This window comes from Streptosporangium sp. NBC_01810 (genome assembly GCF_035917355.1).
Lineage (GTDB): Bacteria > Actinomycetota > Actinomycetes > Streptosporangiales > Streptosporangiaceae > Streptosporangium.
Genome location: NZ_CP109070.1, coordinates 1,090,002 through 1,115,688 on the forward strand (window position 1 = coordinate 1,090,002; position 25,687 = coordinate 1,115,688).

A 25,687-nucleotide genomic window follows, 5' to 3' on the forward strand; every position below is an offset into this window, starting at 1 on the left:
TCAAGAACGTTTCGCGCGACGCCCGGTGCTTTCAGTACGGGCGGCCCCGCTAACCGGCGGCCGTGGGAACCCTGTCGTTCACGGCCAGTGCCACTCGATCGAGGCCGCGGCGCGGCGCTCGGCCAGCCACTCGGTGAACGCCACCCGCCCGGCCGCGGCCAGGGTCCGCTCGTCCGCCGACGAGGCCGTACGCCCCAGGACGACCCCGGCGAGGAAGGCGGTGCCATGGGCCGTCGGCCCGACGACGTCTCCTGGCTCGGCGTCCCGCAGCGGTTCGGGCAGCTCGAAGGCGAAACGCTCGGCGATCGTCGTCTCCACCTCGCCGGCCGGACCCGCGAGCGCGGGAAGGAGGCCGTCCGGTGAATCACCGGCGAGGTCCGCGAGGACCCGCTCCGGCCCGATGCTCCAGAGCGCGCGTACCCGGTCGAACTTCCCGGCGTGCGCGGCCAGGTAGGCCGGGCCGAGCTCGGCCTCCCTGCGGCGGCGGAAGTTCCGGCGCCTGGCGATACCGCCGATGTAGCCGTCGAACTGCTGGAGGGTCATCCCCACCTCGGCCAGCCAGGCCAGCGTCGTCGCGCGGTCGTGCAGGCCCCGCCCCCGGCGGAACTCCTCCGAGGCGGCCTGCAGGTCCTCGTCGCCGACAGGCGTGTCGTCGTGCTGGATCTCGTCCAGGACCAGGCACTGGTCGACGATCTCGTCGTGCGGCGTCGCGTCGCGGCGTGACAGCGAACGGATCATGGTGAGCGCCTGGGCGACCGACAGGTGTATCCCGTCCACGCTGACCAGCTGGCCCGCCGCCCAGTGCGTGGAGTGGTCGATCAGCCAGGGGACGCCGTCGTCGGCCTGCGCGGTGAGCGCGATCGTCCCGCCTTCCGGGTCCTGGAACAGCAGGTCGAAGTCGACCACCGAGGTGCCGGGACGCTCGTCGACGACGAGCTCCGCCTTCAGCCCGGGGTGGTCGGCCGCCCACGCGGCGGCCGTCCGACGGGCCTGCGGCACCTGTGCGCGGCGGCGAGGCAGGCCGCGCAGCAGCCGCACCCCGGAGGCGAGCGTCGTTCCGAGGTCACTCATCGAATACCTCCAGCGAAAAAACCCCGGGTCTCGGTCGTGGGCAGGAAGTCGGTCCTGGTGTCCGCCGCCACCAGCCAGTCGGTGATCGCGTCACTGATGGGCAGCCCCGCGCGCTGCTCCAGGAAACCCCAGGCCCCGTTGGGATTGATCTCCAGAAACACGTACTCCCCTTCGGGGGTGAGGATGAGGTCGATGGCGCCGTAGTTGAGGCCCAGCCCGCTGACCAGTTCCACGCATCCGCGCTCCAGGTCGCCGGGGAGCCGGTGCGCGGAATAGAGCACCCGGTCGTCGTCGTAGTGCCGCCAGTCGTCCCTGGCGGTGCGCGACGCCTGGGAGTCGATCGCGGCGGCGAAGACCCGCTCGCCCACCACGACCACGCGCAGTTCCACGGCCTTGGGAACGTACGGCTGCAGGATGACCGGTTCGTGACGGAGACGGTGGCGCGCGGTGAGGTGGCGGCGGGTCAGGACCGTGGTGTACGTGCGGTGGTCGACGCCGTCGATGTCGAACTCGTCGGAGTTGATCTGCTTGGCGATCAGGCGTCCCGAGGCGCGCTCGTAGGCCGGCACCAGTTCCGCCGGGTCGTTCGTGAAGACGGTCTCCGGTACGGAGAAGCCGAGCGCGGCCGCGTGGGCCAGGTGAATGATCTTGTTGTGCGCCCGGCGCTCGGTGTCCCGGCGCGCGGGCAGCCACCGGGCCGGCGCCAGCTCCCAGGCGCCGTCGAGCAGGAACTCCGCCTGCCAGACCACGTGACGGCGGTGGGAGGGGTTGGTCACGCCGTCGGCCGGGGTGGGCGCCTTGGGGCGCCGCCGCCACACCGCGCGTACCGTCGACAGATCCAGCCGCTCGGTGCCGGTGTCGAGGGTGAACCGGTGCCCGTCGCCGGTGAAGGTGGCGGTGAGCGTGCCACGGGAGGGATAGTCGCCGGGGTCCCACCAGGTGACCGGCGTTCCACGGCGCCGCAGCTTCGGCAGCACCAGGTCGACCGTGTCGTCCTTCCGGTCGCTCAGTATCAGGATCATCGAATATCTCCAGCGTGGAGACCCCGAGCCTTGGCTCCGGGAAATCAGGCTCGTCTCGTCATGAAGGCGCGGCGGAACGGGAATCCCGGTCCGGCCGGGTCGGTGCTTTTCCGAGGGTCGGCGCTTTTCCGAGGGTCGGCGCTTTTCCGAAAGGAAGGGCGCCGCCCCGGGCGGGGTCTGATCCCACCCAGGGCGGCGAGCCGACCGTCAGCTGACCCACCACTCGCTGGCCTGGCCCTTGCTGTTGCGCCAGGAGACGGTCATCCGGCCGCCGGCGACCTCGCCCAGCTCGGCCTCGGACAGCTCGGCACCCTCGAACGGGATGTCGTCAATACTGATCTTGGACATGTTCGGTCCCCTCCGTAGACCGGGCGCGGCGTTCCTTGTCGAGTGCGGCGCCCGGTGTTTTCCGTTACGTCGAGGACGCTAGGTACCGGCTCTTGTGATCATCTGAAAGATAACTTGGTAACCACTGGCCGCGCTGGTCACGACGGTGAACGGGCCCGTGGCGGGTCGGTGGCGGGCCGGTGCGGAGGGGGGTTGACGCCGGAGTGAGCCGGCGCCCTGAGGGCGGACGGGGTGGGCGATCCTTACTCGTCCCCACCACAACTGTGTTCTCTTCTGTCACTCGCGTGAGCGTCCGTTTGGCGAACAGAGTGCCGACAGTCTGGAATGATCGCGTAGATATCCTGTCGGACATCGAGACTGACGGACAGTGACTGATGCCCCCCATCGATCAAATCACCACCTTCGCATCCGACCAGCCGGTGTTAACGATCATCATCGGCGTGTTCGCTCTCGCGCTCCTGGTCGTGTCCTACTTCGTGCTCCGTGCCATCCTGCGAATGGCGGTCCGCTTCTTCCACTCCCATGTCGCACCTCGTCCGGTGGAGGACATCCTCACCATCGTCGCCGCCAGCATCGCGACGGGTGTCTCCGCCCAGGGCATGTGGCGCTTCTCCGGTGACGTGCTCGGCTTCGACGGCCCGCTGCGGCTGCTGCTCTTCGCCTTCATCGAGGTCGCCGTCATCACCAGCGCGGTCCGGGCCCGCCGCAACATGCGGGAGAACTTCTCGGCCGGCATCGACGGCATCGCGGTGTGGGCGCTCACCGGCCTGACCGCGGTGCTGTCCAGCATGGACGCCCGCAGCATGGCCGAGGCCATCTTCCGGCTCGCCGCGCCCCTGGTGGCGGCGTGGCTCTGGGAGCGCGGCATGGCGATCGAACGCCATCGCATCAGCGGGCGCGCGCGCATCAACTGGCGGCTAACCCCCGAGCGGGCGCTGGTCCGCATCGGGCTGGCCGAGGTCAGCGACCGTACGGCGAGTGAGGTCGACGCCCACCGCAGGCTGACCCGGGTCGCGCTGGCGGCCAAGCGCGCCCGCGCGCTCCGCGAGTCCGGGGCGTCCGAGCGGAAGATGCGCGTGGCTCTCGGCAAGCTGGACCGTGCCATGGACCGGGCGGTGGAGCACACCGGCCTGGCCGTCGACTCGGTACGCCAGGAGGCCCTGCTCTCCCAGATCGGCGCCCTCTACAACACCTCCGCGCTGATCGACCTGTCCCCGCCGGTGCCGTGGGACCCGGAGCCCGAGCCGGTGCGCCCCGCGGTGGCCGCGGGGCGGTCGGTCATCGACGACGATGACGACGAGGTCCAGGTGCTGGACGGCCCGCCGCCGGTCGTCGACACGGCGCAGCGCGCGGCCCTGATGCGTGCCGCGCGGGAGTACTGGGACAAGCAGATCGAGCGGAAGTTCGTGCCCCGTGCGACGGACATCGCCCACGAGACCGGCGTCTCCCTGGCCACCGCCCGCGAGTACCGGGCGCTGTGGAAGCTGGAGCCCAAGGCTCACGCGCTGCTGGAGGCGGCCTTCCACGAGCACGGGATCATCGACACCGGCACCTTCCCCGCCATCGAGACCGAGCAGGTTCTGACCGTGAACGGCTCGTCCGCGAACGGCTCGTCCGCCGCACGCTGACCCCGTACCGAACGGCTCGCCCCCTGTCCGCCGAGCGCGGCCGGGGGGCGGCTCAGGTCGACTCGCCTTCCTGCCGAGGATGTCGGCGAAGCCCTCCGGTCGCAGTGCCGCCGCCGGGGCTGTCGAGCGGGCCGGTGATGGTGGCGATGGGCGTGGGTGGGGCCGGAACGATCGTCACGGACCCGGTGAGGATCCGTGGGCGTGCCTAGTCGACCTCGGCGCTCCCGTTGACGCGGAGCTTGCGGCGGGCGCGCTCGTAGAAGCTCGTGGTGCCGAGCCGGACCACCCACGCGGCGGCGCGCATCGCGGTGACGGTGAGCTCGTCCCCCGGCGACAGGTGCGCGCCCACCGAGCCGTCCACCTCCAGGGCCAGCCGGCCGCTCGTCGGCAGCAGGCCGAGCACGACCCGCTCGTCCGCCGACAGCACGAGGGCCCGGTTGAACGACGAGTGCGCCGCGGCCGGGACCACGAGGAACCCCTCGACCGTCGGCGACACGATGGGACCGCCCGCGGAGAAGTTGTAGGCGGTCGACCCGGTGGGAGTCGCGACGATCACCGCGTCGGCCGCGTAGCGCACGAAGGGGTGCCCCTCCACGGCGATCGACACCGCCGACAGCCTGTGGCCCGGTATCCGCACCAGGGCGATGTCGTTGAACGCGGTCACCGAGGTGCCGTCGGGCAGGGCGGCCCGCACCGCCATCCGCGGTTCGACGGTGTAGGCGTGGTCGTCGATGGCCGACAGCGCGAAGGGCAGCTCGTCGACGTCGATCTCCGCGAGGAACCCCAGTTTGCCGAGGTTGACGCCGAGGATCGGAGTCCGTCGCCCCGAGATGAGCCGCATGGTGCGCAGCATCGTGCCGTCGCCGCCGAGGCTGACGAGCAGGTCGGCGCGGTCGACCAGGGTGGTGCTGTCGACGGACACCGCGCTGCAGTCGATGCGCCCGACCTCGTCGGGCAGCCCGAGCACCGTGACGTCGCGGGCGCGGGCCCATTCCACGATCGTGTCGATGGCCACCTTCGAATCGCGTTGCGGGTGCAGAACCAGCCCCACGGTTTTGACCATCCCCATGGCTCACACTGTACGGGGATTCACCATCGCCCGTACGCCGGAAATCCTTGGCGCGAAGGGGGCGGGAGGGCTCTCGGCGCGCTGTCGCGCGGGAGGCGGGAGGCGGGAGGCGGGAGGCGAACTCGGTCTTTCCGCGCCATGGGAACCGCCGTCCGGGGAAATGAGCACACAATGTCCGGAATAACGGATATCCCCAGTTCACAAACCCCTTCATGTGAGCTGAACCGTAGCCATCAATGGGACATTCAATATTTTTCGGGCATTTGGCGATGGCGCCTTTATTTATTATTGGCTCGATCGTATTCAATGCTTGACAAGATATTTAAGGGCCACCCAAAATTGAGGCGCCCACGATGGCGGAGCGAATCTGGAACCGCGCATCGGGAGGTCGGTTTTGCCGTTTCCATAGCGGTTAACTGATGTTTCCTCCTGGTTGATTCATCTCTTCGCTTTCCCCCTGTCAGTACGAGCACGGATCGGTGGTGTGTGTTGTGACGGAGTTCGAGGCTGGCCGGTCGCAGCTGAGTCTGAGTACGGACGCCGCGCGTAACCTGGCGACGACGACCAAGTCGACTCCCCAGATGCAGGAGATCACCTCACGGTGGCTGCTGCGGATGCTTCCCTGGACACAGGTGTCGGGCGGCACCTACCGCGTCAACCGGAGGCTGTCCTACACGATCGGCGACGGGCGGGTGAGCTTCAGCAACGCCGGATCGCAGGTGACGGTCATCCCCGCCGAGTTGTGTGAGCTGCCCCTGCTGCGCGGGTTCGACGACTCCGGCACCCTCGACGCGCTGGCGGGCCGGTTCGTCCAGCGGGAGTTCCGGGCCGGCGACGTGCTCGCGGAGTCGGGGCAGCCGGCCGACGAGGTGGTGCTCATCGCGCACGGCAAGGTCAACAAGGTCGGCGCCGGGCCGTACGGCGACGAGATCGTGCTGACGGTGCTGGCCGCGGGCGACCACTTCGGCGACGAGACGCTGGTCGGCGCGGACAGCGAGTGGCCGTTCACCGCCAGGGCGGTCACCAGCGGCACGGCGATGGTCCTGCCCCGGCACGCGTTCCTGGAGCTGGCCGAGCGCTCCGAGGAGCTCCAGGCCCACCTGCGGCGACGGGAGACCGCCACCAGCGGGCCGCAGAACAAGTACGGCGAGGCCGCCGTCGAGGTGGCCGCCGGGCACGCGGGAGAGGCCGACCTGCCGGGCACGTTCGTCGACTACGAGCTCAGCCCGCGCGAGTACCAGCTGAGCGTCGCGCAGACGGTCCTGCGGGTGCACAGCCGGGTGGCCGACCTCTACAACGACCCGATGGACCAGATCGAGCAGCAGCTCCGGCTGACGATCGAGGTGCTGCGCGAGCGGCAGGAGCACGAGCTGATCAACAACCGCGAGTTCGGGCTGCTGCACAACGCCGATCTCAAGCAGCGGATTCACACCCGCAGCGGGCCGCCCACCCCCGACGACCTCGACGAGCTGCTCAGCCGCCGCAGGAGCACGAGCTTCTTCCTGGCCCACCCCCACGCCATCGCCGCCTTCGGCCGGGAGTGCAACGCGCGCGGGCTCTACCCGCAGGGCGTCGACGTCGGCGGTAGCGGGGTGCCCGCCTGGCGCGGCGTCCCCATCTTCTCCTGCAGCAAGATCCCCATCACCGACACCCGCACCACCTCGATCCTGGCTCTGCGCGTCGGCGAGGACAACCAGGGCGTCATCGGCCTGCACCAGACCGGCATTCCCGACGAGTACCAGCCCAGCCTGTCGGTCCGGTTCATGGGCATCAGCGAGAAGGCGATCATCTCCTACCTGGTCAGCGCCTACTACTCCGCGGCCGTCCTGGTGCCCGACGCGCTCGGCATCCTGGAAGACGTCGAGATCGGCCACTGAGACCTCGGCCTCAGTGGCCGAGGTCTCCGGTCCTGACGGACACGTTTCCCGCGGGCCGCCCGGCCCCGGCACCTCGGCCGTTCCGGCCGCATCGCTTTTTGGAACGGCCGAGTCAACGACCCTCTCCTGAGGGAGGGGGCTTGAGGCGCAGCGATGCGCTTCGAAGCCCCCTGTTGACCAGCCCTAGCCGTCACGAACTGGAGGTATCGGATGACGACCACTGAGATGAGGACGGACGGGCGGTCCGCGGACGAGGTGCTGGCCTGGAGCCGGAACATGGTCGAGACGACCATGCGTCCGGCGACCGACACGCTGTCGGCCCCGATGAGGCACATCGCCGGTTACCACTTCGGCTGGTGGGACGAGCAGGGCCGACCGTCCGCGACCGGTGGGGGCAAGGCGCTCCGTCCCGCGCTGGCCCTGCTGTCGGCCGAGGCCGTCGGGGGCGCCGCGGCCCTGGCGCTCCGTCCGGCGGCGGCGGTCGAGCTGGTGCACGACTTCTCCCTGCTGCACGACGACGTGATGGACGGTGACCGGACCCGCCGCCACCGTCCCACGGCCTGGGCCGTCTTCGGTGTCAGCCCGGCCATCCTGGCCGGTGACGCGCTGCTGACGCTGGCCTTCGACGTGCTCGCGACCGGCGGGCACTCGATCACCGCCGAGGCGACACGGGTCTTCAGCGCAGCGGTCCAGGAGCTGCTTGAGGGCCAGAGCGCGGACGTCGCGTTCGAGGGACGCCATGACGTCGGGCCGGCCGAGTGCCTGGGCATGGCGGCGGGCAAGACCGGCGCCCTGCTGGGGTGCGCCTGCGGGCTCGGCGCCCTGTTCGGAGGCGGCGGCCCCGAGCAGGTCGAGCACCTCGCGGCCTTCGGCAGGGACCTGGGGCTGGCGTTCCAGCTCGTCGACGACCTGCTGGGCATCTGGGGAGATCCCGAGGTGACCGGCAAGCCGGTCTACTCGGATCTGCGCAGCCGGAAGAAGTCCATCCCGGTCGTCGCCGCCCTGACCTCGGGCACCCCGGCCGGACAGGAACTGGCCGGTCTCTACCACCGAGAGCAGCCGCTCTCCGACACCGACCTGACCCGCGCGGCCGAGCTCGTCGAGACCGCGGGCGGGCGGGCCTGGACCCAGTTGGAGGCCGATGAGCTGCTCGCGCGGGCCCTACGTCATCTGCGGTCCGCGGGCGCGCTGCCCCGGCCCGCCGCCGAGCTGGCCGAACTCGCCCGTCTCGTCACCCGCCGCGACCGCTGACCGGAGCCGTCCGAGCGGAGCCGTCTGAGCGGAGCCCTCGCCATCCGGAGCCGGGAATGCGCGAAGACGGTGTCGCACGGAGACGGTGTCGCACGGAGACGGCGGAAGTCCGGGGTGTCCCGGGCTTCCGCCGTCGGCTGCCGTCCGGCCGCGGCGCGGCCGTCAGACCGGCCGTCAGACCGGCCGTCAGACCGGCCTATCGGTGATAGCTGTAAACGCGCACCCAGTCGGACCGGCTCCTGCTCTCGGAGAGGTCGTCGGTCCCGTCGAAGATCGCGCGGTACTCACCGCTCTTGGTGGCGCGGGCCTTGGCACGGAATGTGCCCTTCCAGCCGGTGTCGGCGGAGGTCACGTACTTCCAGGCACTGGAGCCGCGCTTGCGGAAGTAGATCTCCACCTCCTCGCCCCGTGCGCCCTTCCAGTAGTGGTCGTCGACCTGGAGACGGCCGGTGAAGTAGACCGAGCGGCCCTTGCGGACGGAGTTGGGATCGGCGGAGAACCGGTAGACGCGGGTCTCGGCCTTCTCCTTCTTCTCGTGCTTGACGGAGAAGTTGACCTCGTCGGTGACCTTCTTGCCGTCCTTGTTGTACGCGTCGGCGATCGCGACCCAGCGGCCCTCGAAGTCGGAGGCGTCGAAGCTGGTCGTGAAGCGCCACAGGTCGCCCTGGTGGAAGATCCGGGGCTTGCGTGCGTCCTGGGTGCGGAGCTGGTCGCTGACCGGCTTGAGACGCAGTTCGACGCGGGTGGCCTCGGTGGTGCGGACCTCGATGGTGACTCTCGTGTCGTCGTCACCCGTCACGACGACCGGATTCGGGTTGACGCTGTCGATGCGCACGCTGAGGGCGACTCGCTCCGCGGAGGCCGTTCCGGCGGACATGAGCAGCGAGCCGCTCACGGCCGCGGACAGCAGGCCGATGGCGATTCGTTTCATGAAGATAATTCCTTTTCTCCCCGTTGACGGAGGCGGTCGGGAGTGACCGTCTTCTCCCCATAAGACGGCCTAGAAGTAAGTGATGTTGCCCGAAGTCCCAAAAAAAGTGGCGCTAAGTCTCCGTAAAGTAACGTTTCTCCGCGGAAATGGGCAGGTCAATCGCCGATCGCCGTCGTCAGAAAAGTTTTTCCACTAAAAGAGATATGTCCGATTTGTCGGGAATAAGGGTTGCGGTGGCGTGTGGCGCCCGCTCGGGGTGGGATGGAGTGCCAATCGGACATATCGGACGTGACGTTGCGGTCTCCGCGGGCGGATAGCGTTTACGCATGAGTGCCACCATCGTCGCCAAGGATCTGGCCGCCGGACACGGCGACCGAGCGCTTTTCGCCGGGCTCGACCTGGTGGTCGCCCCAGGCGACGTCGTCGGCCTGGTCGGTGTGAACGGCGCGGGGAAGTCCACCCTGATGCGTATCCTCGCCGGGCTGCTGCCCCCCGAGCACGGCTCCGTACGGCTCAGCCCACCGTCGGCGTCGGTCGGTTACCTGCCGCAGGAGCGCGAGCGACGGGCGGATGAGACGGTCGCGGACTTCCTGGCCCGCCGCACCGGGGTGGCCGCCGCGCAGCGCGCGCTGGACGCCGCGACCCAGGGGCTGGTCGAGGGCCGCCCGGGTGCCGACGACGAGTACGCCGTCGGTCTGGAGCGCTGGCTCGCCCTGGGCGGTGCCGACCTGGAGGACCGGGCGGGGGAGGTCGTCGCCGAACTCGGCCTCGCGGTGGAGCTCGACAGGCCGATGACGGCGCTCTCCGGAGGTCAGGCGGCGCGGGCGGGCATGGCCTCTCTGCTGCTCAGCCGCTACGACGTCTTCCTGCTGGACGAACCCACCAACGACCTCGACCTGGAGGGTCTGGAGCGGCTCGAACGCTTCGTCGCGGGCCTGCGTGCCGGGACCGTCCTCGTCAGCCACGACCGTGAGTTCCTGGCCAGGACAGTGAACCGGGTCGTCGAACTCGACCTCGCCCAGCAGTTGATCCGCCTCCACGGCGGCGGCTACGAGGCGTACCTCGCCGAGCGCGAGGTCGCCCGCAGGCACGCCCGCGACGAGTACGAGGAGTACGCCGGCACCGTCGCCTCCCTCAAGCAGCGCGCCGGGATCCAGCGGGCCTGGATGGAGAAGGGCGTCAAGAACGCACGGCGCAAGGCGCCGGACAATGACAAGATCGGCCGCAGCTTCCGTAGCGAGACGACCGAGAAGCAGGCCGCGAAGGCCCGCCAGACCGAGCGGATGATCGAGCGGCTGGAGGAGGTCGAGGAGCCGCGCAAGGAGTGGGAGCTCCGGATGGAGATCGCGGTGGCCCCCCGCTCCGGAGCCGTCGTCGCGACGCTGCGCGAGGCCGTGGTCCGGCGTGGCGCGTTCACTCTCGGCCCGGTGAACCTGCAGGTCGGCTGGGCCGACCGGGTGGCCGTCACCGGCGCCAACGGCTCCGGCAAGTCCACGCTGCTCGCCGCGCTCCTGGGCCGGATCCCGCTCCAGGAGGGGGACGCCTCGCTCGGTCCCGGCGTGGTCGTCGGCGAGGTGGACCAGGCGCGTGGGCTGTTCCTCGGTGATGAGCCCCTGGTGGACGCCTTCGGTGCCGCCGTGCCCGACATGGCCCCCGCCGACGTCCGTACCCTGCTGGCCAAGTTCGGGCTGCGCGCCGCGCATGTGCCGCGCCCGGCCGTCACCCTGTCGCCGGGGGAGCGGACCAGGGCCGCGCTGGCGCTGCTCCAGGCACGCGGGGTGAACCTGCTCGTGCTCGACGAGCCGACCAACCACCTGGACCTGGTCGCGATCGAACAGCTGGAGTCCGCGCTCGCCTCCTACCCCGGTACGCTGCTGCTGGTCACCCACGACCGCCGGATGCTGGACGCGGTGCACACCACCCGGCGGATCCACGTCGACGCCGGTCGGATCACCGAAAGCTGAACGGGGCGGCTATCCGGGCGCTTGACTCTTGACGTAACTTTCGCAAGTTTACGCAAGTAATTGCTTCTTTTGCCTTATAGTTTCATCATGACGCGACGGCTTGCAGAAGTGGCCAAGAAGGTCGGGATGAGCGAGGCGACGGTCAGTCGCGTGCTCAACGGGAAGCCGGGGGTGTCCGAGGCGACCCGCGAGGCCGTGCTCACCGCGCTCGACGTGCTCGGCTACGAGCGGCCGACCCAACTGCGGGGTGACCGGGCGAGGCTGGTCGGGCTCGTGCTCCCCGAGTTGCAGAACCCCATCTTTCCCGCTTTCGCCGAGGTGGTCGGTGGGGCACTGGCCCAGCAGGGGTTCACCTCCGTGCTGTGCACCCGCACCCTGGGCGGCGTCTCCGAGGCGGAGTACGTCGACCTGCTGCTCCAGCAGCAGGTGTCGGGCGTGGTGTTCGCCGGAGGTCTGTTCGCCCAGGCGGACGCCTCGCACGAGCACTACGAGCTGCTGCGGGAGCGGCGCCTGCCGACCGTGCTGGTGAACGCCGCGGTCGCGCACCTCGCCTTCCCGCAGGTCTCCTGCGACGACGTGGTCGCCGCCGAGATGGCGCTCGGTCACCTGCGGTCGCTGGGCCACGAGCGGATCGGCATGGTGCTCGGACCCCCCGACCACGTGCCCTCACAGCGCAAGCTGGACGCGGCGGGGCTTGACCCGGAATTCGTGGAGCACACCATGTTCTCCCTGGAAGGCGGGCATGCGGCGACCGCGCGGCTGATACGCAGGGGTGTGACCGGCGTCATCTGCGCCAGCGACGTGATGGCCCTGGGGGCGATCAGGGCGGCCCGCAGGGCGGGCCTCTCCGTGCCCGGCGACGTCTCGGTGATCGGCTATGACGACTCCGCGCTGATGAACTGCACGGACCCGCCGCTGACGACGCTGCGCCAGCCGATCGACGCGATGGGCCGCGCGGTCGTCGACCTCCTCGCGGCCCAGATCGACAAGGCGCTGGTCCCGGCCGACGAGCTGCTGTTCGAGCCCGAGCTGGTGGTCAGGGCCTCGACAGGCCCGGTGAAGCGCTGAGGGAACTCGCCGGCCATCGCTGTTCTCGTAAGCGTTTGTCGTGAGCTTGGAAATTTACATTGGAATATTACGGAAATGTGCTCTAGAGGTAGACGCTTAATATTGGTGATTTCCAAAAAATAACTCTTTCCTTGCGAATCCGGATCGGTTTCCGCCTCGGGCCGGTTCCCATCTCGGGTCGGCCCGCCGAAGGGCGATGTGCTCACTCTGGGGCGTCGCGGGGCCTGTCCGGCCCTTTGGGCGTTACCGGGCCATCTGTGGGTCGCCATTTTGCCATTTCGGTCACGCTGTGTAGTTGCTGATCTCTTAAGGTGATCGGAGCGGGTGTGGAAGATCCAATGCTTGCTCGTCCCCCCCGAGGACATGCTCCGTCATTCGGAAGGAAGAGACCTTGCGTAAGAGATTCGCCGCACTCACCTCAGCGGGTGCGGGCGTCCTGCTGTTCATCCTGGCGGCTCCGGCGGTGGCGGCCCCCAGCGCCGACACCATCGTCACGTTCACCGTGTCGGCGGGAAGCCTGGACATCACCGCGCCGGTCGGTCCGATCAACATCGGCTCCGCTCCTCCGGCCGGTTCGGTCACCGGGCAGATCGGCCCGGTGTCGGTCTCCGACACCCGTGGCGGGGCCACCTCGGTCTGGACCGCGTCGGTGTTCGCGACGGACTTCACCGTCGACGCCCTGACCGTTCCCTTCGCCGCGGTGCAGTACTGGTCAGGTCCGGCGACCGCCACCACCGGCGGCGGCACCTTCACCCCGGGACAGCTCACGGCAGGCGACGCCATCGCCCTGACCGGTACGACGGAGACCGCCGTGACGGCCTTCGGCCACACGGGGGGCACCGGCGGCAGCACGGCCACCTGGAACCCCACTCTGATCGTCAACGTCCCCATCACGACCGAGCTGGGCACCTACAGCGGTACGGTGACACATCAGGTGGCATAACCGGCTCGCTGGATCGTTCATGCTGACGCTGCTGGCCGCGTTGTCCTCCAGCGCGGCCGGCGCGAGCCCGGTCACAACGAGCCCGGTCACAACGAGCCCGGTCACAACGGGCTTGGTCACAACGGGCCCGGTCGCCGCCGACCCCCATGGCACGATCGGCATCCGTCTCCTTGAGGCGCCGGTCAGCCACCGCAACGACCCGCGTGCGCTCTCCTACATCGTCGACCATCTCCATCCGGGCACCACCATCCAGCGAAAGCTGGAGGTGTCCAACACCTCCAGGAGGGCCCAGCACATCAGCCTGTATCCGGCCAGTGCCGACATCGTGCGGAATGCTTTCAGCGCGCCACCGGGCCAGGTCCAGAACGAGTTGGCGAGCTGGATGTCACTCGACCGTCCCTCGATCGACGTGGCACCGGGCGCCAAGGAGATCGCGCAGGTGACGATCAAGGTGCCGCCCGCCGCCTCGCGGGGCGAGCGGTACGGCGTCGTCTGGGCGGAGAGCATGGCCGAATCCGACGACGCCAACCCGGTGCGCGTCATCAATCGTGTCGGGATCCGCGTCTACCTCGACGTCGGGAGCGGTGGTGAGCCGCCCTCGGACTTCCGGATCGAGAATCTGACGCCCAAGCGCGCCCCGGACGGTAGTCCGCAACTGGAGGTACTGATCCGTAACACCGGTAAGCGGACGCTGGACATGAGCGGGACGCTGTCGCTGTCCGACGGGCCCAGCGGCCTGCAGGCCGGGCCTTTCCCCGCCGATCTGGGGGTCACGCTGCTTCCGGGTTCCGCCGCTCCGGTGAGCGTGACCCTGGACAAGCAGGTACCGGACGGCCCCTGGAAGGTACGGCTGACCCTGATGAGCGGCATGGTGAAACGGATGGTCACCGCCACCGTCACCTTCCCCGCGACCGGCACGGGCTCGTCCGTCACGCCCGACCAGGACTACCTGCCCCTGGCGGGGCTGATCGCGGGGCTGGTCGTGCTGCCCGCCACCGTCCTCGGCTTCGCGGTACGCCGCAGGCGCCGGGCCGTTTCCCCGGCGAGCTGACGCTCTCAGCGAGGGGCGGGCCCGGCGGCCATGCCGGGAGGCCGGGGGGAAACCCTGGCCGCCGGTCACTTCGAGACGTAGAGGACCTTGCCGGGAGGCCGGGGGGAAACCCTGGCCGCCGGTCACTTCGAGACGTAGAGGACCTTCCAGCTACCCGCGTACAGGCAGTTCACTGAGGGCTTGGAAGCCTTGGCCCCCGAGCAGACCTTCAGTTCGAGCTGGTAGAGGTTGCGCTGGGTGAACGCGAACGACTTCGGGGTGCCGTACGAGCAGTCGACGACGCTGTGGTGCTTGAACGGCAGGTTCCCGCCCGCGGTCCGGTAGGTGAGGCGGAAGACCGCCCAGCCGCACGAGGACCCCTTGGTCAGGTCGTAGACCTTGCCGGAGATCCGGCTCGTCGCGGCGGCGGGGATGTCGGCGTGGTCCTCGCCGGAGACCGTCAGCGAGCCGTGTGTCTTGGCCTTCCGGCCGGGAGCGTACTTGGTGCTCCACTGGATGGTGCCCTGGGTGGCGCTCCGCGCGGCCGTCGTGCCCTCACCGGCCGGGCCGGTCGCCGCCTGGGCGGCCGCCGGGGTGATCGAGATGAGAACGGCGGCAAGGGCGAGCCCTGTCAGGGAACGGATGGTCATCATGGGTAGGGTTCCTTTCCGGCTGCGATGCCCAAAGTCTGAAATAGGCTGCTTTCAAATGGGTTGATCGCCATCTGCAAACGAGTATCAGCCGTCGATCAGGGGGAAGAGGAGCGGCAGGAGGTGGGCCCATGGAAGCACTGGGAATCGACATCGGCGGGTCGGGAATCAAAGGTGCGCCGGTGGACGTCGCCACGGGGCGGCTGACACGGGAGCGGCTGCGCATCCCCACACCGAAGCCCGCCAAGCCCAGAGCGGTGGCCGAGGTGGTGGTGCGGATCGTCCGGCACTTCGGCTGGAACGGACAGGTGGGCGTGACCTTCCCCGGAGTCGTGGTCGACGGGGTCGTCGGCTCGGCCGCCAATGTGGACAAGGAGTGGATCGGCACGAACGCGCGGGAGTTGTTCTCCGCGGAGACCGGCCTGTCGGTGACGGTGCTCAACGACGCCGACGCGGCGGGCCTGGCCGAGGTGGCGGTGGGGGCGGCCAGGGACAGATCGGGTGTGGTCATGCTGCTGACCTTCGGCACCGGGATCGGCAGTGCCCTGCTCATGGACGGCCGTCTGGTGCCCAACACCGAACTCGGCCACCTGGAGCTCAAGGGCAAGGAGGCCGAGAAGCGCGCCTCGGACCACGCGCGGGAGGCGCACGGCCTCGGCTGGGACGAGTGGGCCGACAGGGTGGCCGAGTATCTCGAACACCTTGAGGCGCTTTTCTCTCCCTCGCTGTTCGTCATCGGCGGAGGGGTCAGCAAGAAAGCCGACAGGTTCCTGCCCCGGATCAAGATACGTACCCCGATCGTTCCCGCCGGTCTCCAGAACGAGGCGGGCATCGTGGGCGCGGCCATGGCGACCTTGCAAAAGCCACGGAACCGGACCGCTTAGGTCCCCTCTCGCGGATCCTGCCGTGGCGGGGGCCGGCCGGAGCACCATTCCGGACCGGTCCTGGACAGGGTTCTGAAACTTTCATCGGGTTCGAAACCCGCTCTCTTTCCCCGGTGGGGGATCCGGGGGGTGGATGTGGGGGTGGATATTGGGATGCGGGGAAGCGGCGGGCCGGGCAGCATGAACGGTTGGGGCTTCACACGGGGGCCTTCGCAGGGCACGCGTGAGCCTTCACGCGCGGGCCGAAAGTATCCTGGGTTTCAGTATGGGAACGCCTCCTTTGACATCTCCGCTCTCCGAGCTGCACGCGCGCCTGCCCGAGCTCACGCTCCGTGATCAGCGGCGGCTACGACGCAGGCTCGACGGCGCCCGCAAGGTCAGAAACCGGGCCGCGCAGCAGAAGATCACCACCGAGATCACCGCCGACATCGAGCGGGCCGAACGCCGGGTCGCCCGGCGCCGCGCCGGCGTCCCCGCGATCACCTATCCGGAGGCGCTGCCGGTCAGCCGGCGCAAGGACGACATCCTGGAGGCGATCCGCGACAACCAGGTCGTGATCGTCGCCGGTGAGACCGGCTCGGGCAAGACCACCCAGCTACCGAAGATCTGCCTGGAGCTCGGCCGGGGTGTCAGAGGGCTGATCGGGCACACCCAGCCCCGCCGCATCGCCGCCCGTACCGTGGCCGAACGCGTCGCCGAAGAGCTCGACACCCCGCTCGGCGACGCCGTGGGCTACAAGGTGCGCTTCACCGACCAGGTGAGCGACGGCACGCTCGTCAAGGTCATGACGGACGGCATCCTGCTGGCCGAGCTGCAGAACGACCGCGACCTCGACCAGTACGACACGCTGATCGTCGACGAGGCGCACGAGCGCAGCCTCAACATCGACTTCATTCTGGGCTACCTCAAGCAACTCCTCCCTCGCCGCCCCGACCTGAAGGTGATCATCACCTCGGCGACCATCGACCCCGAGCGCTTCTCCAAGCACTTCGGCGACGCGCCGATCGTGGAGGTCTCCGGCCGGACCTACCCCGTTGAGGTGCGTTACCGGCCGATCGCCGAGGACGACGACCAGATCCAGGCGATCGGCAACGCCGTCGACGAACTGTGTGCCGAGGGGCCCGGAGACATCCTGGTCTTCCTCAGCGGCGAGCGGGAGATCCGCGACACAGCCGAGGCGCTCTCCAAACGCAAGGACGCCGAGATCCTGCCGCTGTACGCCAGGCTGTCCGCCGCCGAGCAGCACAAGGTCTTCCAGCGGCACACCAACCGCAGGGTCGTGCTGGCCACCAACGTGGCCGAGACCTCACTGACCGTGCCCGGTATCAAATACGTGGTCGACCCCGGATTCGCCCGCATCTCCCGCTACAGCCACCGCACCAAGGTCCAGCGCCTCCCCATCGAGGCGATCTCCCAGGCCTCGGCCAACCAGCGCAAGGGCCGCTGCGGCCGCGTCTCCGACGGAATCTGCATCCGGCTGTACGAGGAGGACGACTTCGTCACCCGGCCGGAGTTCACCGACCCGGAGATCCTCCGCACCAACCTCGCCTCGGTCATCCTGCAGATGACCTCGATCGGCCTGGGCGACATCGGGGCCTTCCCGTTCGTCGAGCCGCCCGACCAGCGCCAGGTCAGGGACGGTTACGACCTGCTGCAGGAGCTGGGCGCCTTCGACCAGGGGCGGCAGATGACCCCGCTCGGCCGCAAGCTGGCCGGGCTCCCCGTCGACCCGCGACTGGCCCGCATGGTGCTGGAGGCCGACCACAACGGCTGCGTCCGCGAGGTCATGGTCATCGCCTCCGCCCTGTCGATCCAGGACCCGCGCGAGCGCCCGGCGGACAAGCAGCAGGCCGCCGACGACAAGCACCGCCGCTTCGCCGACAAGGAGTCCGACTTCGTCTCCTACCTGAACCTGTGGAACTACCTGCAGGAGCAGCAGAAGGAGCTGTCCTCCAGCGCGTTCCGGCGCCTGTGCAAGGCCGAGTTCCTCAACTACCTGCGGGTCCGTGAGTGGCAGGACGTCTACGGCCAGCTACGCCAGACGTCGAAGACCCTCGGCGTCGCCCTCAATAGCACCCCCGGCGACGAGCAGAAGATCCACATCTCACTGCTGTCCGGTCTGCTCTCCCACGTCGGTGTCAAGGACATCGACAAGAAGACCGCGGAGCCCGGCGCCCGCCGCGGCACGAACGAGCCGCGCAGGCCGATGGCCGAGCCGCGTAGGCCGTTCACGGAGTATGTCGGCGCGCGCAACGCCAGGTTCGCGATCTTCCCTGGTTCCGCGCTCGCCAAGAAGCAGCCGCTCTGGGTGATGTCCGCCGAGCTGGTGGAGACCTCCCGCCTCTGGGCCCGGGTCAACGCCAAGATCGAACCCGAGTGGGTCGAGCCGCTCGCCGCGCACCTGATCAAGCGCACCTACTCCGAGCCGCACTGGGAGAAGAAGCAGGGCTCGGTGATGGCGTACGAGAAGGTCACCCTGTACGGGGTGCCGATCGTGGTCCAGCGCAAGGTCAACTACGGCCGCATCGACCCCGAGCTGAGCCGGGAGCTGTTCATCCGGCACGCCCTGGTCGAGGGCGACTGGGAGACCCACCACGCCTTCTTCGCCGAGAATCGCAGGCTTCTCGAAGAGGTCGAGGAACTGGAGGAGCGGGCCAGGCGCCGCGACATCCTCGTCGACGACGAGACCCTGTTCGACTTCTACGACCAGCGCGTTCCCGCCGACGTCGTCTCCGGACGCCACTTCGACTCCTGGTGGAAGAAGGTCCGCGCCGACCAGCCCGACCTGCTCAGCTTCGAGAAGTCGATGCTGATCAGCGAGTCGGCGGGCGACGTCAGCCAGCGCGACTACCCCGACGTGTGGCGCCAGGGCGGCCTGCGCTTCCCGCTGACGTACCAGTTCGAGCCCGGCGCCGACGCCGACGGCGTCACCGCGCACATCCCGCTCGCGCTGCTCAACCAGGTCAACGTCGAGGGTTTCGACTGGCAGATCCCGGGGCTGCGCGAGGAGCTGCTCACCGCGCTCATCCGGAGCCTGCCCAAGAACATCCGGCGCAACTTCGTTCCCGCCCCCAACTACGCCAAGAAGACCCTGGAGCGGGCCAAGCCCACCCAGGAACCGCTGCTCGCGGTGCTGGAGCGCGAACTGCTCAACCTGACCGGCGTCCAGGTGTCGCGCGAGGACTGGCAACCCGACCTGGTCCCCGACCATCTCAAGATCACCTTCCGGGTGACCGACGGCCGCAAGCAGAAGCTGGCCGAGAGCAAGGACCTGGCCGATCTCAAGCGGCGCCTCGCCCCCAAACTCCGCCAGACCCTCTCCAAGGCCGCCGACGGCCTGGAGAAATCCGGCCTGACGGGGTGGACCGTGGGCGCGCTGCCCAAGACGTTCGAGCAGCGCAGGATGAAGGCCTATCCCGCGCTCGCCGACGAGGGCGTCACCGTGGCCGTACGAATGTTCGAGACCGAGGCCGAGCAGCGCCAGGCCATGTGGGAGGGCACTCGCAGGCTGCTGCTGCTCAACACCCCGTCCCCGGCCAAATGGGTGCTCGGCCGCCTCGGCAACCAGTCCAAGCTCGCCCTGAGCCGGAGCCCGCACGCCGGTGCCGTCGCCCTCTTCGACGACTGCATCGCCTGCGCCGCCGACCACCTCATGAACGAGTACGGCGGGCCGGTCTGGGACGAGTCCGCCTTCACCGCCCTGCACGAGGCGGTCCGCGCCGAACTCTTCGACACCACGGCCGAGGTGGTCGCTCGCGTCGAGAGCATCCTCAAGGTCTGGCACACCGTCTCGACGCTGCTGCCCGAGTCTCGCTCAACGCCGGCGATCGAGGACATCCGCGACCAGGTGGCCAACCTGGTCTACCCGGGTTTCGTCACCGAGACCGGCTACAGGCGTCTGCCCGACCTGCTCCGCTATCTCAAGGGCGCCGAGCGGCGGCTGGAGAAGGTGCACGAGGACGCGTTCCGCGACGGGGAGCGGATGGGCAAGGTGCACGACATCGAGGACGACTATCACGAGCTGGTCGAGAAGCTTCCCCCGGCCCGCCGCTCCGACGACGACGTCCGGCAGATCCGCTGGATGATCGAGGAGCTCAGGGTCAGCTACTTCGCCCAGACCCTCGGCACCCCGTACTCGATCTCCGACAAGCGCATCCGCAAGGCGATGGAGAAGCTCTGACGGTTCACTCAGGGGGTGAACCGTCGGCGCCGGAGGCCTTGTTGGCTCCGGCGTTGTGCGCGAGGTTTCCGGCTTGATTTCGGCGGAACCATTGCCGCAGGCCGAGGTTCCGCCGGATCGCGAGAGCTAGAGGAAGATCGAGGTGTCCAGGTCGAAGTCGACGGGGGAGGGGATCCGGAGCGGCTTGCCCATCTCGGTGTGCGTCATGGTCCGGTAGCTGCCGTCCTCGGGATCGCTGAGGACGGTGACCATCGGTGGCGAGGCGACGGGGTCAACGATCAGCATGATCGGGATGCCGCAGCCCGCGTAGATCCGGGGCTTCGTGGCGCGGTCCATCTCCATGGAGCCGGGCGAGACGATCTCCGCCACCAGAATCAGCCCAGAGGAGAGGATCTCCCGATCGCCCCAGAGCGGAGCGTCCACGGGGACCAGGCAGTAATCGGGGATCAGAGTGTCACGTGGCCCCTCGATGCAGATATCGACATTTCCCGCGAAACTCTCCCAGTCGTTTTTCTCCAGGATGGGCTGCAAGGCAAAGGCGAGGCGCATGGCGATCCGGCCGTGCTTGGGAATGCCAGATGGGCTCACGATGAGGTTCCCGTCGATGATCTCGGCGCGAAGGCACAGGGTTGGGGGAAGGGACTCGAAGATCTCCCTCGGGGTGCGAGGTAGCGGACGGTCCTCAGGTGCGGCGGGCTGAGCGGGCGGCTGGGGCGCGGTGCGCGAGACGGATCGCTGAGACGCTGTCATCACCATGAGTGTGTATCCCTTCGTGTCCGAACATGCACTCTAAGTGTTCCATGGGATGTCGCCGGTCGTGAGAGAAATGCGCGGCGATTGTGGATCGGCTGTGGGCCGTAGCGTGGCCGAGAGCGCGTCGAAAGCAATCCCTGTGTCGCGCTGACCTTCCGCCACCGAAATGTGGGCCGGTGCTCCGGCCTTCAGGTGGGGGAGGACGTCAAAGGAAGATCGAGGTGTCGAGGTCGAAGTCGACGGGGGAGGGGATCCGGAGCGGTTTGCCCAGCTGGACGCGCGTGATGGTCTGGTAGGCGCCGTCCTCGGGGTCGCTGAGAACCGTTGCCGTCCCAGGGGTGGCGATCGGGTCGACGAGCAGCATGATCGGCACTCCGCCCGTGGCGTAGATGCGGGGTTTGTCGTCGCGGTCGGTTCGGGCGCTCCCTGGGGAGACGACCTCGGTGACCATGATCAAACCGGCGGAGCGCAGCTCCAGGGCGCCCCAACGCGGGCAGTTCGCGGGAGCGATGACGAAGTCGGGGATGAGGCTGTCTCGGGGGTCGTCGATGCAGATGTTCACTCCGCCCACGTGTGCGCGCCAGTCGCGCTCCATGACGACCGGCTGCAACGCGTAGGAGAGGAGCGTCGCGCTCCAGCTGTGCTCGGGGGTGCCCACGGGGCTCACGATCAGACTCCCGTCGATGACTTCGGCACGGAAGCCGGGTGTGGGGGGCAGCGTTTCGAGGAGATCTCGCGCCGTACGGGCGGGTGGCGGATCCTTCGGGGAAGCATGGTGTGAGGGACGTCCCCGTGTCGTTGTCGCCATTGACTTATCCCCCTCCGTGTTCGAACAAGCACCCTAAGTGTCGCACGGACTCTCTTTGGACACGGGACACATGCCCTCCGGTTATGGATCGGCTTGGCGGGGCGTTGGCAGAGGGGCGGGTGTGCCGGTGTCCGGGCGCGTCCGTTCGGTCATGCTCCCGCCTGATGTCGTTTTGTCGGGTCGGGCTACGATCGGATGGGCTTGGGAAAGGGGTGGCGTGGTCAAGGCGCTGGTGTTCGACGTGGGTGAGACGCTGATCGACGAGACGCGGATCTGGTCGCGCTGGGCCGACCGGCTCGGCGTCACCCGGTTCACCATGCTCGGCGTGCTGGGCGGCATGGCCGCGCTCGACCGGTCGTTCGAGGACGCGTTCCGGCTGCTGCGGCCCGGGTTCGACGTCGAGGCCGAGCAGGAGGCGTGGAAGCGTGACGACCCCGCCGGGCTCCGGGTGAACTTCGACGCCGACGACCTCTATCCGGACGTGCGGCTCGGTCTGGCCGCGTTGCGTGGGCTCGGATACGAGCTGATCATCGCGGGCAACCAGCCGCCGCAGGCCTATGACGCGCTGGCCGCGATGGATCTGCCCGTCGACGCGATCCACACCTCCGACGGCTGGGGCGTGTCCAAGCCCGATCCCGGCTTCTTCGCGAAGGTCGTCGCGGTGTCGGGGCGCGAGGCCGGCGAGATCCTCTACGTGGGCGACCGGCTCGACAACGACGTCCGGCCCGCCCGCGCGGCCGGAATGCGGACCGCCCTGATCCGCCGGGGGCCGTGGGGTCACCTGCACGCCGCCCGCCCCGAGGCGGCCGAGGCCGACCACGTCATCGACGACTTTCCCAGCCTCGTCGAGGCAATGGTTCGCAGGACCGCCGGCTGACCGCGTACGGCTCCGGCGGCATCCTCGGCGAAAGGTATCGCCAAGGGCCGGATCAGTCGGGTTCGATGTGGATGGCGCGTTCCTCGGCTGACAGGTCTCCGCTGTCGGGGCCGACGTCCCGGGCGTACTCCTCGGCCGTCTCGTCCGGGCCGATGCCCTCATCCGGCGCCACCAGACGGTTCTCCTCGCGCGGGACCCGCTCGTGGTTCGGGGCCTCGCGCCAGAGACGTTCGTCAAGCGTGTCGTGATGCTCGGGGTCGTTCGGAAGAATCTCGTGGTGCAGACCGAGGTCATCGGTCCACTCCTCGACTTCTATCGCCTGCTCGTCGCTTAGACCTTCACGGTCCGGGGGCTTTTCCGTCATATTGCGGCCTTACCCGTTCTGCGCCCGAAAACCCACAGGTCAGAGCATGGTTCGGCGGCAGTCCCTTCGGCCGCCGAGCCATCTCGTGTCAAGTGGGTACGGTTACCCGTCGCCGTCGCCGTCGCCGTCGCCGTCGCCGTCGCCGTCGCCGTCGCCGTCGCCGTCGCCGTCGCCGAGCCAGACGAGGCCGGAGCCGAGCCGGTGGGCCGCGCTCTGCGCGCTCATCCACCGGCCGAATCCCCGGGTCGCGCCGACGGTGGCCGCGTCGCCGCCCGGCAGGGCCAGCCCGTACGCCACCAACCGCGCGATGATCTCCTCACCCTCTCCCTCGGCCTCCCGGACCAGCGCGAACACGCGGGGCAGTCCCCCGGCCAGTGCCCGAACCTCCTCCCTGCCGAGAGCCGAATCGGACTGCCAGGACAAACCGCCTCCGCCTCCTCCGGTCTCGCCGCGCCACGAGACCATGCCGTGGTAAACAGTCGGGTAGTCGGAACCGTTGAAGTGCTCCATCTCGGGTGCTTCCTTCCGGCTTCGGGGCCGGGGCGAGCGTGGCCTGTCAGCGAAGCCCGCCCCGGTCTCTTTATCTTCCTTGGGGTGCGTGCGACCACAGGGCTCTCTGGTTGACCGGTAACTGCTGAACCATGCACTTATTGTGATCGCTCTCTCACTCTGGGTATAGTTGCATGCACGATACGTGCTCCACAAGTTGTCCAACTTGATTGTTTGAATTGGCTTCCGGTTTGCGTGGATCTGTTCAGAAAGGAGGAGTGTGGCTGCTCCAAAGTGGGTCACGTTGCGTTCTCAGTGGCTTGGTCAGCAACTCCGAGAGCTGCGCGAGGCCAACGATCTGCTCCTCAAGGACGTGGCCGAGTACCTGCAGCGCGATCCGGGCACCGTCAGCCGCTTCGAGTCCGGCGGTTATCCGATCCGGCGCCCGGACCTGCTGGCCCTCCTCGATCTGTACGGGGTGGCCGACAGCAGGCGACGTGAGAGCCTGATCAAGCTCAGCCAGGAGGTCTGGCAGAAAGGTTGGTGGGACGGATACGCCAACGAGGTCGCCGGTGCGTTCGTCGACTATGTGTGGCTGGAGTCCCGCGCGGCCGAGATCCGCTCCTTTGACAACACACTGCTTCTCGGGTTGTTTCAGACGCAGGAGTACGCGCGGGCGGTGATCGCGGCGGCGGAGTTCGGTGCCGAAAAACAGCAGATCGAGCGGTGGGTCGAGTTGCGCATGACTCGTCAGGAGATCCTCCGAGGTGATGACCCTCCGCGCCTGTCAGCGATCATCGATGAAGCGGTGCTGCACCGTGAGGTCGGTGGGCCGGAATGTCAGATGGCGCAGCTACGCCATCTGATCGAATGTGCCGCCCGGCCGGATATCGAGATCCGGGTGCTCCCGTTCAGTGCTGGCGCGCATGCCAGCCCGACAGGTGCTTTCCGAATACTGGCGATGAGGAATCCCTATCCCGAGGTCGCCTATGCGGAGACCCCGAAGGGCGCTATTTACGTGGAATCACCCGATGCTGAGAGCTTCGTGCTGACGTACGATAATTTGCGGAAGCTCGCCCTCGGCCCCGAAGACTCGGCCGAACTCATCTCCGCAATAGCAGAAGAAATGCGGTGAACGCGATGCAAGAGCACAGCAAGCCCAGCTCCGCTGAACTGGCCGGTGTTGCCTGGCATATCAGCACGAAGAGCGAGAACGGCGGCGGAAGCTGTGTGGAGGCTGGGCCGTTGGCGGATGGTAGTGGGCGGGTGGCGGTGCGGCACAGTCATCGGCCTGATGGTGAGGTGATCGTCTATACCCGCGCCGAGTGGGAGGCGTTCGTCGGCGGTGTCAAGGACGGGGAGTTCGACTTCCCCGGCGTCTGATTCTCCCGGCGCGAACCGTACATATTCCCCGACGGCAGCAGAGTTGCGGTGAACGCGATGCGGGAGCACAGCAGGCCCAGCTCCGGTGAACTAGTAGGGCCTGGTCAGGTGGAGGTCGACCCGGCGAGTCGCCCAGTGGCAGGGCCTCAGGTGGAGCGATGATTGGATATCATCCGTCCCACCTGGGGCCCTGTGTCTCTTCCGCCTCGCCTGCAAGGGACCGACACGCCGCCGCGTCCGAAGCCGACCAGACCCTATTAGGTCATCCGCAGAGGTCGGTGATGAACTGGGTAAGGATGTCTGCCAAGTTCTCGGGAGCTTCCACCTGGGGGGCGTGGCCGACGCCCGGTATGAGTTGTACCGCGCCGCGCCAGAGTGTCGGCATGGCGAGTCCGCGCAGGTAGTCCAGACTGACCAACTGTTCGCCCTCGCCGTGCAGCACCGCGATGGGACGCGTGAGTTGAGCCACGATCTCGACCTCGTCGGCGAATCCGCCACTCCCGAGAGTCGCGAAGAGGCTGGTGCGGGCTGTGCCGTCTGTGGCGAGGATGTCGGCGACGAGCTCGTCCGTCGGCAGGACCGATCCGGGGGCGAGGAAGCTGCCGGCGTAGGACTCCGCCGCTTTGGTGTCGACATCGGCGGTGAAGCCCACGTTCACGGCGGGATTCGGCAGGAATGCCTTGCCGAAGTCAGCGGCGGTGCCGACCGGCGGAGTACCGAAGACGACGAACCCCGCGGCCTCGGGCATCTCCGCCGCCGCTTCGAGGGCGATGTGCCCTCCCAGGCTCCATCCGACGATCACGGCGTCCTCGGCACCCGTCTTCCTGGCGAACTCCGCAAGAACCGCGGCGTACCCCGGCAGTGAGTAGTCGTCCGGGTGCCTGGCGGGAGCCGACCTGCCGTGGCCGGGCAGATCAAGTGCCAGACAACGGAACCGCTGTCCGAAGGAGCCGGTCAGCAAGGGCTGCCAGACGCGAGCGGATGAGGAGTTTCCGTGCACGAGGAGTACGGCTCGTCCAGTGCCCTCCGACGCGATGAACGCGATGTCGTTACCGGCGATGCTCAACTGCTGTTGGTCCACAGCGTGTTCTCCTTTG

The 25,687-nt window shown here is 68.5% G+C and carries 23 protein-coding genes; 12 read left to right on the forward strand and 11 right to left on the reverse strand.

Translation table 11 applies throughout. From position 1 onward, the window contains the following. Positions 1-78 precede the first annotated feature (78 nt). The 3 genes from OIE13_RS04970 to OIE13_RS04980 all read right to left on the reverse strand — a co-directional run bounded on the left by OIE13_RS04970 (position 79) and on the right by OIE13_RS04980 (position 2,441). Positions 79-1,071 carry a TIGR04500 family putative peptide maturation system protein gene (locus OIE13_RS04970; RefSeq protein ID WP_326642450.1) on the reverse strand — a complete coding sequence of 331 codons (993 nt, stop codon included), beginning with the start codon at positions 1,069-1,071 and terminating at the stop codon, positions 79-81. Further along, positions 1,068-2,093: an MvdC/MvdD family ATP grasp protein gene (locus tag OIE13_RS04975; RefSeq protein ID WP_326642448.1), complete on the reverse strand. Its 1,026-nt coding sequence runs from the start codon at positions 2,091-2,093 to the stop codon at positions 1,068-1,070. Before OIE13_RS04975 ends, OIE13_RS04970 begins: the two co-directional genes overlap by 4 nt. 207 nt (positions 2,094-2,300) lie before the next feature. Continuing rightward, the gene (locus OIE13_RS04980; RefSeq protein WP_326642446.1) at positions 2,301-2,441 is read right to left on the reverse strand and encodes a putative ATP-grasp target RiPP; all 141 of its coding nucleotides are present in this window, start codon (positions 2,439-2,441) and stop codon (positions 2,301-2,303) included. Between the two features lie 440 nt (positions 2,442-2,881). Here OIE13_RS04980 and OIE13_RS04985 point away from each other — a divergent pair, with 440 nt between their 5' ends. Beyond that, positions 2,882-4,069, forward strand: a complete 1,188-nt coding sequence (locus tag OIE13_RS04985; RefSeq protein ID WP_326642444.1) for a hypothetical protein — start codon at positions 2,882-2,884, stop codon at positions 4,067-4,069. Positions 4,070-4,274: 205 nt separating this feature from the next. Here the strand turns inward: OIE13_RS04985 and OIE13_RS04990 are convergent, their stop codons facing one another. Continuing rightward, complete coding sequence (locus OIE13_RS04990) at positions 4,275-5,138, reverse strand: NAD(+)/NADH kinase (RefSeq protein WP_326642442.1); 864 nt, start codon at positions 5,136-5,138, stop codon at positions 4,275-4,277. A gap of 491 nt (positions 5,139-5,629) precedes the next feature. Between OIE13_RS04990 and OIE13_RS04995 the strand changes: the two genes are divergently transcribed. Both OIE13_RS04995 and OIE13_RS05000 read left to right on the forward strand, forming a co-directional pair. After that, positions 5,630-7,015, forward strand: coding sequence for a family 2B encapsulin nanocompartment shell protein (locus OIE13_RS04995; protein WP_326642440.1), 1,386 nt, complete (start codon positions 5,630-5,632; stop codon positions 7,013-7,015). A gap of 210 nt (positions 7,016-7,225) precedes the next feature. After that, a complete protein-coding gene (locus OIE13_RS05000; RefSeq protein WP_326642438.1) occupies positions 7,226-8,266 on the forward strand; it encodes a family 2 encapsulin nanocompartment cargo protein polyprenyl transferase in 1,041 nt (346 codons plus the stop codon). A gap of 196 nt (positions 8,267-8,462) precedes the next feature. Here OIE13_RS05000 and OIE13_RS05005 read toward each other — a convergent pair whose 3' ends face one another. Next, positions 8,463-9,197, reverse strand: coding sequence for a hypothetical protein (locus OIE13_RS05005; protein ID WP_326642436.1), 735 nt, complete (start codon positions 9,195-9,197; stop codon positions 8,463-8,465). A 326-nt stretch (positions 9,198-9,523) separates the two neighbouring features. Between OIE13_RS05005 and OIE13_RS05010 the strand changes: the two genes are divergently transcribed. From OIE13_RS05010 to OIE13_RS05025, 4 genes are all read left to right on the forward strand, one after another. After that, positions 9,524-11,161 (forward strand): ABC-F family ATP-binding cassette domain-containing protein, encoded by a 1,638-nt coding sequence (locus tag OIE13_RS05010; protein ID WP_326642435.1) that lies wholly within the window; start codon positions 9,524-9,526, stop codon positions 11,159-11,161. A gap of 87 nt (positions 11,162-11,248) precedes the next feature. Beyond that, on the forward strand, positions 11,249-12,229 hold the full coding sequence (locus OIE13_RS05015; RefSeq protein ID WP_326642433.1) for a LacI family DNA-binding transcriptional regulator: 981 nt from the start codon (positions 11,249-11,251) through the stop codon (positions 12,227-12,229). Positions 12,230-12,620: 391 nt separating this feature from the next. Next, complete coding sequence (locus OIE13_RS05020) at positions 12,621-13,172, forward strand: hypothetical protein (protein ID WP_326829602.1); 552 nt, start codon at positions 12,621-12,623, stop codon at positions 13,170-13,172. Positions 13,173-13,191: 19 nt separating this feature from the next. After that, positions 13,192-14,223: a hypothetical protein gene (locus tag OIE13_RS05025; RefSeq protein WP_326829603.1), complete on the forward strand. Its 1,032-nt coding sequence runs from the start codon at positions 13,192-13,194 to the stop codon at positions 14,221-14,223. Between the two features lie 122 nt (positions 14,224-14,345). Here OIE13_RS05025 and OIE13_RS05030 read toward each other — a convergent pair whose 3' ends face one another. Continuing rightward, positions 14,346-14,855 (reverse strand): hypothetical protein, encoded by a 510-nt coding sequence (locus tag OIE13_RS05030; RefSeq protein ID WP_326642428.1) that lies wholly within the window; start codon positions 14,853-14,855, stop codon positions 14,346-14,348. A gap of 128 nt (positions 14,856-14,983) precedes the next feature. Between OIE13_RS05030 and ppgK the strand changes: the two genes are divergently transcribed. Further along, entirely contained in the window at positions 14,984-15,736 is a 753-nt protein-coding gene (ppgK, locus tag OIE13_RS05035; RefSeq protein ID WP_326642426.1) for a polyphosphate--glucose phosphotransferase, read from the forward strand. A 265-nt stretch (positions 15,737-16,001) separates the two neighbouring features. Then, positions 16,002-19,916 carry an ATP-dependent RNA helicase HrpA gene (gene hrpA / locus OIE13_RS05040; protein WP_326829604.1) on the forward strand — a complete coding sequence of 1,305 codons (3,915 nt, stop codon included), beginning with the start codon at positions 16,002-16,004 and terminating at the stop codon, positions 19,914-19,916. 126 nt (positions 19,917-20,042) lie between these two features. Here hrpA and OIE13_RS05045 read toward each other — a convergent pair whose 3' ends face one another. Further along, positions 20,043-20,666 carry a Uma2 family endonuclease gene (locus OIE13_RS05045; RefSeq protein WP_326642423.1) on the reverse strand — a complete coding sequence of 208 codons (624 nt, stop codon included), beginning with the start codon at positions 20,664-20,666 and terminating at the stop codon, positions 20,043-20,045. A 208-nt stretch (positions 20,667-20,874) separates the two neighbouring features. Then, positions 20,875-21,477: a Uma2 family endonuclease gene (locus tag OIE13_RS05050; protein WP_326642421.1), complete on the reverse strand. Its 603-nt coding sequence runs from the start codon at positions 21,475-21,477 to the stop codon at positions 20,875-20,877. A 217-nt stretch (positions 21,478-21,694) separates the two neighbouring features. Between OIE13_RS05050 and OIE13_RS05055 the strand changes: the two genes are divergently transcribed. Further along, positions 21,695-22,354 (forward strand): HAD family hydrolase, encoded by a 660-nt coding sequence (locus OIE13_RS05055; protein WP_326642419.1) that lies wholly within the window; start codon positions 21,695-21,697, stop codon positions 22,352-22,354. Positions 22,355-22,406: 52 nt separating this feature from the next. Here the strand turns inward: OIE13_RS05055 and OIE13_RS05060 are convergent, their stop codons facing one another. Further along, on the reverse strand, positions 22,407-22,718 hold the full coding sequence (locus OIE13_RS05060) for a DUF5709 domain-containing protein (protein WP_326642417.1): 312 nt from the start codon (positions 22,716-22,718) through the stop codon (positions 22,407-22,409). A 102-nt stretch (positions 22,719-22,820) separates the two neighbouring features. Next, entirely contained in the window at positions 22,821-23,228 is a 408-nt protein-coding gene (locus OIE13_RS05065; RefSeq protein ID WP_326829605.1) for a hypothetical protein, read from the reverse strand. 259 nt (positions 23,229-23,487) lie between these two features. Here OIE13_RS05065 and OIE13_RS05070 point away from each other — a divergent pair, with 259 nt between their 5' ends. Beyond that, positions 23,488-24,342, forward strand: coding sequence for a helix-turn-helix domain-containing protein (locus OIE13_RS05070; protein ID WP_326642414.1), 855 nt, complete (start codon positions 23,488-23,490; stop codon positions 24,340-24,342). A gap of 5 nt (positions 24,343-24,347) precedes the next feature. Continuing rightward, positions 24,348-24,590, forward strand: a complete 243-nt coding sequence (locus OIE13_RS05075; RefSeq protein ID WP_326646852.1) for a DUF397 domain-containing protein — start codon at positions 24,348-24,350, stop codon at positions 24,588-24,590. Positions 24,591-24,852: 262 nt separating this feature from the next. On the opposite strand, the gene OIE13_RS05080 is transcribed toward OIE13_RS05075, so the two are convergent. Next, positions 24,853-25,671, reverse strand: a complete 819-nt coding sequence (locus OIE13_RS05080; protein WP_326642412.1) for an alpha/beta fold hydrolase — start codon at positions 25,669-25,671, stop codon at positions 24,853-24,855. Positions 25,672-25,687: the final 16 nt, after the last annotated feature.

What these genes read in the sequence shown, in the direction of transcription:
- OIE13_RS04970 (WP_326642450.1), bottom strand. Translation starts at nt 1,071, where the DNA reads ATGAGTGACCTCGGAACGACGCTCGCCTCCGGGGTGCGGCTGCTGCGC.
- OIE13_RS04975 (WP_326642448.1), bottom strand. Translation starts at nt 2,093, where the DNA reads ATGATCCTGATACTGAGCGACCGGAAGGACGACACGGTCGACCTGGTG.
- OIE13_RS04980 (WP_326642446.1), bottom strand. Translation starts at nt 2,441, where the DNA reads ATGTCCAAGATCAGTATTGACGACATCCCGTTCGAGGGTGCCGAGCTG.
- OIE13_RS04990 (WP_326642442.1), bottom strand. Translation starts at nt 5,138, where the DNA reads ATGGGGATGGTCAAAACCGTGGGGCTGGTTCTGCACCCGCAACGCGAT.
- OIE13_RS05000 (WP_326642438.1), top strand. Translation starts at nt 7,226, where the DNA reads ATGACGACCACTGAGATGAGGACGGACGGGCGGTCCGCGGACGAGGTG.
- OIE13_RS05005 (WP_326642436.1), bottom strand. Translation starts at nt 9,197, where the DNA reads ATGAAACGAATCGCCATCGGCCTGCTGTCCGCGGCCGTGAGCGGCTCG.
- OIE13_RS05010 (WP_326642435.1), top strand. Translation starts at nt 9,524, where the DNA reads ATGAGTGCCACCATCGTCGCCAAGGATCTGGCCGCCGGACACGGCGAC.
- OIE13_RS05015 (WP_326642433.1), top strand. Translation starts at nt 11,249, where the DNA reads ATGACGCGACGGCTTGCAGAAGTGGCCAAGAAGGTCGGGATGAGCGAG.
- OIE13_RS05025 (WP_326829603.1), top strand. Translation starts at nt 13,192, where the DNA reads ATGCTGACGCTGCTGGCCGCGTTGTCCTCCAGCGCGGCCGGCGCGAGC.
- OIE13_RS05030 (WP_326642428.1), bottom strand. Translation starts at nt 14,855, where the DNA reads ATGATGACCATCCGTTCCCTGACAGGGCTCGCCCTTGCCGCCGTTCTC.
- ppgK (WP_326642426.1), top strand. Translation starts at nt 14,984, where the DNA reads ATGGAAGCACTGGGAATCGACATCGGCGGGTCGGGAATCAAAGGTGCG.
- hrpA (WP_326829604.1), top strand. Translation starts at nt 16,002, where the DNA reads ATGGGAACGCCTCCTTTGACATCTCCGCTCTCCGAGCTGCACGCGCGC.
- OIE13_RS05045 (WP_326642423.1), bottom strand. Translation starts at nt 20,666, where the DNA reads ATGACAGCGTCTCAGCGATCCGTCTCGCGCACCGCGCCCCAGCCGCCC.
- OIE13_RS05050 (WP_326642421.1), bottom strand. Translation starts at nt 21,477, where the DNA reads ATGGCGACAACGACACGGGGACGTCCCTCACACCATGCTTCCCCGAAG.
- OIE13_RS05060 (WP_326642417.1), bottom strand. Translation starts at nt 22,718, where the DNA reads ATGACGGAAAAGCCCCCGGACCGTGAAGGTCTAAGCGACGAGCAGGCG.
- OIE13_RS05065 (WP_326829605.1), bottom strand. Translation starts at nt 23,228, where the DNA reads ATGGAGCACTTCAACGGTTCCGACTACCCGACTGTTTACCACGGCATG.
- OIE13_RS05075 (WP_326646852.1), top strand. Translation starts at nt 24,348, where the DNA reads ATGCAAGAGCACAGCAAGCCCAGCTCCGCTGAACTGGCCGGTGTTGCC.